7 protein-coding genes are annotated in these 6730 nt (G+C 71.5%); 2 read left to right on the forward strand and 5 right to left on the reverse strand.

The genetic code is table 11. The features are described 5' to 3' along the window. Positions 1 to 503: 503 nt before the first annotated feature. Positions 504 to 1346 (forward strand): patatin-like phospholipase family protein, encoded by an 843-nt coding sequence (locus HUX53_RS14790; RefSeq protein WP_176403763.1) that lies wholly within the window; start codon positions 504 to 506, stop codon positions 1344 to 1346. A gap of 678 nt (positions 1347 to 2024) precedes the next feature. On the opposite strand, the gene HUX53_RS14795 is transcribed toward HUX53_RS14790, so the two are convergent. Then, positions 2025 to 2858, reverse strand: coding sequence for a crotonase/enoyl-CoA hydratase family protein (locus HUX53_RS14795; RefSeq protein ID WP_176403764.1), 834 nt, complete (start codon positions 2856 to 2858; stop codon positions 2025 to 2027). 224 nt (positions 2859 to 3082) lie between these two features. After that, positions 3083 to 3565, reverse strand: coding sequence for a metallophosphoesterase family protein (locus HUX53_RS14800; protein WP_309237226.1), 483 nt, complete (start codon positions 3563 to 3565; stop codon positions 3083 to 3085). A 45-nt stretch (positions 3566 to 3610) separates the two neighbouring features. Here HUX53_RS14800 and HUX53_RS14805 point away from each other — a divergent pair, with 45 nt between their 5' ends. After that, positions 3611 to 4423 carry a hypothetical protein gene (locus HUX53_RS14805; RefSeq protein ID WP_176403766.1) on the forward strand — a complete coding sequence of 271 codons (813 nt, stop codon included), beginning with the start codon at positions 3611 to 3613 and terminating at the stop codon, positions 4421 to 4423. 158 nt (positions 4424 to 4581) lie between these two features. On the opposite strand, the gene HUX53_RS14810 is transcribed toward HUX53_RS14805, so the two are convergent. From HUX53_RS14810 to HUX53_RS14820, 3 genes are all read right to left on the reverse strand, one after another. Next, positions 4582 to 5292 carry a hypothetical protein gene (locus tag HUX53_RS14810; protein WP_176403767.1) on the reverse strand — a complete coding sequence of 237 codons (711 nt, stop codon included), beginning with the start codon at positions 5290 to 5292 and terminating at the stop codon, positions 4582 to 4584. 172 nt (positions 5293 to 5464) lie between these two features. Beyond that, positions 5465 to 5857, reverse strand: a complete 393-nt coding sequence (locus HUX53_RS14815; protein ID WP_176403768.1) for a rhodanese-like domain-containing protein — start codon at positions 5855 to 5857, stop codon at positions 5465 to 5467. Between the two features lie 19 nt (positions 5858 to 5876). Next, the gene (locus HUX53_RS14820) at positions 5877 to 6551 is read right to left on the reverse strand and encodes a Gfo/Idh/MocA family oxidoreductase (protein ID WP_309237227.1); all 675 of its coding nucleotides are present in this window, start codon (positions 6549 to 6551) and stop codon (positions 5877 to 5879) included. Positions 6552 to 6730 lie beyond the last annotated feature (179 nt).

The following is a 6730-nucleotide window of genomic DNA, read 5'->3' on the forward strand; positions in this document are numbered from 1 at the left end:
ACTTTATCGGATCCGGCCGGCCTGTCAATTTCGGCTTTCTCCGATAACGCCCGTCCAATGCCGCTTGCGCGGCACCTTCGGAGCGGTGGAGCTATTTCATCAGATCCTGCCCGATTGTCAAAACCGAACCTTTCCGATGCCACCGCACGGCACAGCAGACGCGACGAAGCCGCATCGGCTGGTTCGTAGGTGGGTTCCCCGTTGTCCGGCCGGCCGCCGCCATGCGGGCGTCCTGCATCCGTAAGGGGGACGAGCGGTTAACTTACGTGGTCCGAGCACCCGCGTCAAATCGACGCTCCGGACTCCTCGACCGTGTCCCGGACCTCGCCCCGCCACGTCCTCCAACGGGCACTGCGCCACGAGTATTCCGCCCACCGCGGGTCCAGCAGCACGCGCGGCGCTGCCCCTCTTCCCCAGCCGGGACGAGTGGCCAGAGCCGGGCGGAGCCGGGAATGGATCTTGGTGGGTCCTACGCTCTAACCGCTACGACGGGAGGACGGATCATGACTGGGAACGGACGCGCGCTCGTGCTCGGGGGTGGCGGTGTCGCGGGGATCGCCTGGCTGACGGGCGTGCTCGCGGGCCTCGCCGGCGAGGGGACGGACGTCACCGGCGCCGGGCTGCTGCTCGGCACGTCGGCGGGATCGGCGGTGGCGGCGCAGGTAGGCAGCGGCCTGTCCATCGGGGAGTTGTTCGAGCGCCAGGCCGACCCGGCACTGCAGAACCGCGAGCTGGTGCCGTCGGGGGGCGTGACGGTCGCCGAGTTCGGTGAGATCTGGATGCGGCTCGCGGAGGAGAACGACGACCCGGCAGCGATCCGCCGGGGTCTGGGGGCTCGGGCGCTGGCCGCCGACACGGTCGGCGAGGCCGAGCGGCGGGCCGTGATCGAGGCGCGGCTGCCGGTGCACGAGTGGCCGTCCAGGGATCTGCGGGTGACGGCGGTGAACGCGCTGACCGGTGATCTCCGCGTGTTCGACCGCACGTCGGGCGTTCCACTGGTGGACGCCGTCGCGGCGAGCTGCGCCGTCCCGATGATCTGGCCGCCGGTCACGATCGGCGGCGTCCGTTACGTGGACGGCGGAGTCCGCTCGGTGAACAACCTCGATCTCGCGGCGGGGCACGAGCGTGTGCTGCTGATCGCGCCGATGGACGACCCGACCTTGCCGGCGGACGTCGCGACCGTCGAGGGCGAGGGCGGACGCGTCGAAGTGATCGTCCCGGACGAGACGTCGCGGGCGGCGTTCGGCACCGACCCGCTGGACCCGTCCACCCGCACCCCGTCGGCGAACGCGGGCCTCGCACAGGGCAGGGCCGCCGCCCCGAAGATCGCCTCCTTCTGGGTCTAGCTCCGAACGACGTACAAGCTGCTGATCGAGCCAACGGGTGAACACGGCCCGCCGCGAGTCCTTCCAGGCTCGGGCGCGCCGCAGCTGCGGGCATGCCTTCCCGCCCGTCGTGGACGTCCGTTGGGCGACGCCAGCGCCGGCAAACCCTGACGAGCCGCCGGCCGGCCGTTTCGTGGCATGCCGGAACGCGATCTCCGGTTCGATCCGGGGCTGCAGGAACCGGCCGGTGTCGATCGGGGCGCTCTCCTGAACGTCGACATCGGGCCTGGTAGCAGCCCATCCCGGCCCCAGTTCGACTATCACAATGGCGGGGAGCCAGGTCGCTCGGCTCGCGGCATGACTCGCCTACTCCTGCCGCAGACATGATCCAGGGTGTTGTCACCGGGCCCGGGTGGCGTTCGGTGTACCGCTCATAGGGACGCCACCCGGAGACCGCGCCGCCGCGCCCTGCGTCAGGTTGGGTCGGTGAAGGAGGGCGGGCGCTTTTCGAAGTAGGCACGGACGGCCTCCACCTGGTTGCGGCTGCCGCGCAGCGCGCCGAGCTCCCGGGACTCTTCAAGGTACTGGCCGGCCAGATCATGGTCGGCGCACGGTTCAACAGCCGCTTAGCGCCGCGCACGGCATCGGGGCTGTTGCCAGCGATCTCACGGGCCAGGTCGGCCGCCGCCGCGCCCTGCGTCAGGTCGGGTCGGTGAAGGTGGGCGGGCGCTTCTCGAAGTAGGCACGGACGGCCTCCACCTGGTTGCGGCTGCCGCGCAGCGCGCCGAGCTCCCGGGACTCCTCGAGATACTGGGCGGCCAGGTCGTGATCCGCCGCACGGTTCAGCAGCCGCTTGGCGCCGCGCACGGCGTCGGGGCTGTTGCCGGCGATCTCGCGGGCCAGGTCGGTCGCCGCCGCGCGCGGGTCGTCGGCGGTGCGGGTGGCGAGGCCGATCCGGACGGCGTCCTCCCCGGAGAGCATGCGGCCGGTGAACGTGAGCTCCTTCGCGACGTCCTCGCCGACGAGGCGGATCAGCGCGGCGGTTCCGGTCATGTCCGGGACGAGGCCCCACCGGATCTCCAGCACGGACAGCTTCGCGTCGGGCGCGACGATCCGGATGTCGGCGCCGAGCGCGATCTGCAGCCCGCCGCCGAGGGCGTGCCCGTGGACCGCGGCGACGACCGGCTGCGGCAGTTCCCGCCAGACGTGCACGGCCTGCTGGCCGAGGTTGGTGATGCGCCCCGGCTCGCGGTCCGTGATGTCGTTCAGCAGCCGCTTCGTCCGCTCGCCGTCGCCGGTGCGCACACCGTCACCGGCCATGGCGGCGAAGCCGGAGAAGTCGAGCCCGGCGCAGAACGCCCGTCCCTCACCCGACAGGACCACGGCACGGACGGACGGGTCGGCGGCGAGCGCCTCCCCCGTCTCGGCGAGCGCGTCGAACGTGGCCATGTCGAGGGCGTTCAGCTTGTCCGGACGGTTGAGCCGCACATCGGCGACCCCTTCGTGGACGTTCAAGGTGACGCGGTCGGTCATCCCGGCTCCCCCTCCATCGTGGCGATCAGCTCAAGAGGACGATTCCATGCCGCCCCCACGACCGTCGAGACGATCGTCCCGCTTCGTGGATGGAGTGGTTAGTCGGGCGCCGAGCTCACCGTCCAAGACGGACGTGGGCGGCGTTGTCCGCGTGTGCGTTGTGAGGCCACGTGGTGACGTCGTCGGATACCGAAGCGGTGCGCGGGGTTGAAGAGCGGGACTGCTTAGGTGACGGGGATGATTTTTGCTTCGGTGAGGCGGCCTTCGTGGATGTCTAGGAGGCCTAGGGTGCCGTGGGGCTGGCGGCGGCGGTCGGTGGGGGAACCGGGGTTGAAGATGCGGATGCCGTCGGCCGTCTCGTCCAGCGGGATGTGCGAGTGGCCGAAGATGACCAGGTCGGCCGTCGGGAACCAGCGGCGCATGCGGGCGGTGCGGCCGCGGGCCTGGCCGCTGTCGTGGACCATTGCGACGGCGAGGCCGTCCAGGTCGAGTTCCAGGCGTTCCGGGGCGCCCCACGCGGCGACGTCCGGGCCGTCGTTGTTGCCGAGGACGGCGTGGACCGGCGCGTACTCGGCCAGTTCGTCCAGGACGGAGGCCGTGCACACGTCGCCCGCGTGCAGGATCACGTCCGCGCCGCACAGGTGCTCGGCCACCCGCGGCGGGACGGACTTCCAGCGCCGGGGCGCGTGCGTGTCGGAAATGGCCACCGCTCTCACGTCCCTCATTGTTCCGCAGGGGGCAGAATCAATCCGATGCGCATCAACATCGGTGACGTGAACGTCGAGGGGGGCGGGCTCGTCCCGGACGGGCTGGCCATGGTCGAGCGGCCTGTCCTCGTGGCGCTGCACGGCGGGCCGGGCGTCGACCATTCGCTGTCCAAGCCGGTGCTGGGACGGGCCGCCGAGTTCGCGCAGGTGGTCGCGCGGCGGCGGGCGGTCGGACGCCAGCGATCACGGGTTGTGGACGTCGGAGCGCTGGGCGGACGACGTCGTCGATTTCTGCATCGGGAATCCGGTGCTCGTCGGCACGTCCAAATGGCGCTGACAGTGGCGCACCGCCGTCCGGACCGCATCCTCGGGGTGGTGCTCGACAGCGTCATGCCCCAGCTCGGGGGTCCGGAGGCCCGCGACATCGCGCGCCGGTACTGGGACGGGGAGGACGTCCAGGACGACTGGGAGCGCGTCTGCCTGCCGTTGTACTTGCGGCGGCCCGGCGGCGATCCGTACGAACCGCGACGTGCTCGAACGCTTCCGGGACACGCTCGCGGCCCGGTTCGGTCCCTGGCCCCGCCTGGATCGTGTCTCGCGTCCCGTCCTGATCGTGAACGGCGAGGGCGAGGGCGATCCGGTTGCGACCGCTTCGGCGGCGCGGCGGCTCGCCGCCACAGCGAACTGCACGTTCTTCCCGGGGTCGGCATGGTGTCTTCCGGGAGGCGCCCGGGCGTGGAATCGAACTGCTTCGCGGCTTCGTCGGGCGCGGGTGAATTTGCCACGGCGGGGTTCGGACACCGGTGGGAAACAACTGTAAGCACGCTGTCATTTCACAGTGCTGACCAGCGGAGTTAGGCTCGAATTCCTCGCGTTCGTCCAAAGGATTCCGGCCGTACGCCCCCGGTCGTTCCGACACGGCGACCCAGCACCGCGAGGGCAGATGAGGGCGGCCGGGCCCCGAGGTGGATGATCACTCCCTTGCACCGGCCTCGGGGACCGGCCGCCGCTCCGCGCTAGGCGGTCAGGTAGAGCTTGCGGTCGAAGACGCCGGAGCCGGGCTCGCTCTCGCCGCGGGCGATCGCGGCGCCGCTGCCGGTGCCGTTGGACGGGCAGAGGAAGCTGCTGCCCGACTGCCGGACGAGCGTGATGTCGTCGGCCCTGCCCTGCGCGTCGTCCTGGTCCGGGAGCGGGCGGTTCGGGTTGTCCCGGTTGTAGACGTCGAACCGCAGGCCGGGGGTGTCGCCGGTCTGGAAGCCGTAGTAGCAGGTGACGGTGATGCCGAAGATCTTGCCTTCCATCTTGAAGCGCAGGCCGCCGTTGATGGCCAGGACGCCGTCGCGGCCGCCGGCGACGGGGTCGTAGGCGACGCTGCCGCCGCGGTCGGTGACGTCGCCGAGGTCGAGGTCGGTCGCGGGCGAGCTGAGCCCGTTGGACGTCCGGCAGGCGCCGATGGACGCGGCGGTGAGCTCGCCGGCGCCGGTGGACACGACCGTGCCCTGCAGGGTCGCGCTGTCGCAGGACCCGGTCACCTTCGCGCCCAGGTAGTCGACGGAGAAGTCGAGGGTGCCGACGGTGGAGACCTGCCAGTTGCCGGAGTAGGGCGCTCCGGTGGCGGTCTCCTGGTGGAGGGTGGTGGTGGCGGCGGACGCGCCGGTGGCGGTCATGGCGAGGACCGCGGCCGCGGCGGCCAGCGGGGCGGCCGCCTTGCTGATGGGAGCCTTCACGGGGTTTCCTCCTCGGGAGAGGGTTTCATTTTTTCTACCCGAGTGATCGCGGAAATCAAGGCCCAATCAAAAAGCGAACCGCATTTTATCGGACTCCGCTAAAAATGCGATACCGATTACTAAGGCGAACGCGATATCGACCGCCGAAACAGGTGAATTGTGCGCGCGGGCCTCAGCCGCCCGCGCCGCCGGTGGTGGGCAGGCCCATGGCCCGCCACGCCTGGAAGCCGCCCACGACGTCGGTCGCGCGGGTCAGCCCGAGGTCGTGCAGGGACGCGGCGGCGAGGCTGGAGGTGTAGCCCTCCGAGCACAGCACGATGACGCGCAGGTCGTGGCCGGTGGCCTCGGGCAGCCGGGCGTCGGAGGCCGGGTCGAGGCGCCATTCCAGGACGTTGCGCTCCACGATCAGCGCGCCGGGCACCTCGCCCTCGCCGGCCCGCTGCGCGGCGGGGCGGATGTCGACCAGGAGCGCGCCCTCGCGGGTCTCCGCGTGGGCCTTGTCGGGGTCGAGCCGCTCCAGCCTGCCGCGCGCGTCGGCGAGGATCTCATTGATCGTCCGTGTCATGGCTCCAGCATGCCAGCGCTCACTCGGTGAGCTGCGCATCTGCCGCGGCGAGTACCTCCTGGATGCGCAGGCCGTGCGCGGCGTCCAGTTGCGGCGCCTGCCCGCCGCGGACCGCCGCGGCGAATTCGGCGACCATCGTCGCGAACGCGTCGTCGCCGAGCTGCGACCAGTCGAGCACCGCGTGCCCCTTGCGCCCGTAGACCTCGACGCGGGCGGGGGGCAGCTCGCCCGTGCCCGCCATCGAGACGGACGCCTGGCTGACCGCGCCGCCCTCGTGTTCGAGGGTCAGCCCGAGCCAGCCCAGCGGGTCGCCCTGGGCGCGGACGCCCACGACGCGGCCGAGCGAGGCGTCCAGCAGGTCGACGATGTGCGGGCCGAGGTCGAGCAGCGCGCCCTTCTCCAGCCGCCACGGGGTGGCGAACGGGCCGCCGCTCAGCACCGAGGAGATGAACGAGCCGTAGCCGCCGAACGGGTCCAGGTCGGCGACGCGGCCGAGGAAGTCGCGGGCGGCCCGCGAGTAGCGCAGCGTGAAGACCATCTGCGAGACGACGCCCGCCTCGGCGATCGCGCCGGCCACCCGGCGGGCGCCGTCCAGGTCCATGGCGAGGGGCTTCTCCAGCAGGACGGCCTTGCCGGCGCGGGCGGCCCTGGCGGCGAGGTCGGCCTGGACGTCCGGCGGGACGGAGAACGCCACCGCCTCGCAGGCGTCGAACGCTCCTCGAACCGCCCGAACGAGGGCGCGCCGTGCTTGCCGGCCCGTTCGGCGGAGGCCTCCGGCCGCCGCGCCCCCACCCCCCCCGCTCCTTATACACATTCGACGCTGCCGCCGAAACCGACAGTGGAACACTCACTGGACCACACAGCATCAACAAA

Origin of the sequence: Actinomadura sp. BRA 177, assembly GCF_013372625.1 — a bacterium.
Classification (GTDB): Bacteria; Actinomycetota; Actinomycetes; order Streptosporangiales; family Streptosporangiaceae; genus Spirillospora.

What these genes read in the sequence shown, in the direction of transcription:
- HUX53_RS14815 (WP_176403768.1), bottom strand. Translation starts at nt 5,857, where the DNA reads ATGACACGGACGATCAATGAGATCCTCGCCGACGCGCGCGGCAGGCTG.
- HUX53_RS14805 (WP_176403766.1), top strand. Translation starts at nt 3,611, where the DNA reads ATGCGCATCAACATCGGTGACGTGAACGTCGAGGGGGGCGGGCTCGTC.
- HUX53_RS14790 (WP_176403763.1), top strand. Translation starts at nt 504, where the DNA reads ATGACTGGGAACGGACGCGCGCTCGTGCTCGGGGGTGGCGGTGTCGCG.
- HUX53_RS14795 (WP_176403764.1), bottom strand. Translation starts at nt 2,858, where the DNA reads ATGACCGACCGCGTCACCTTGAACGTCCACGAAGGGGTCGCCGATGTG.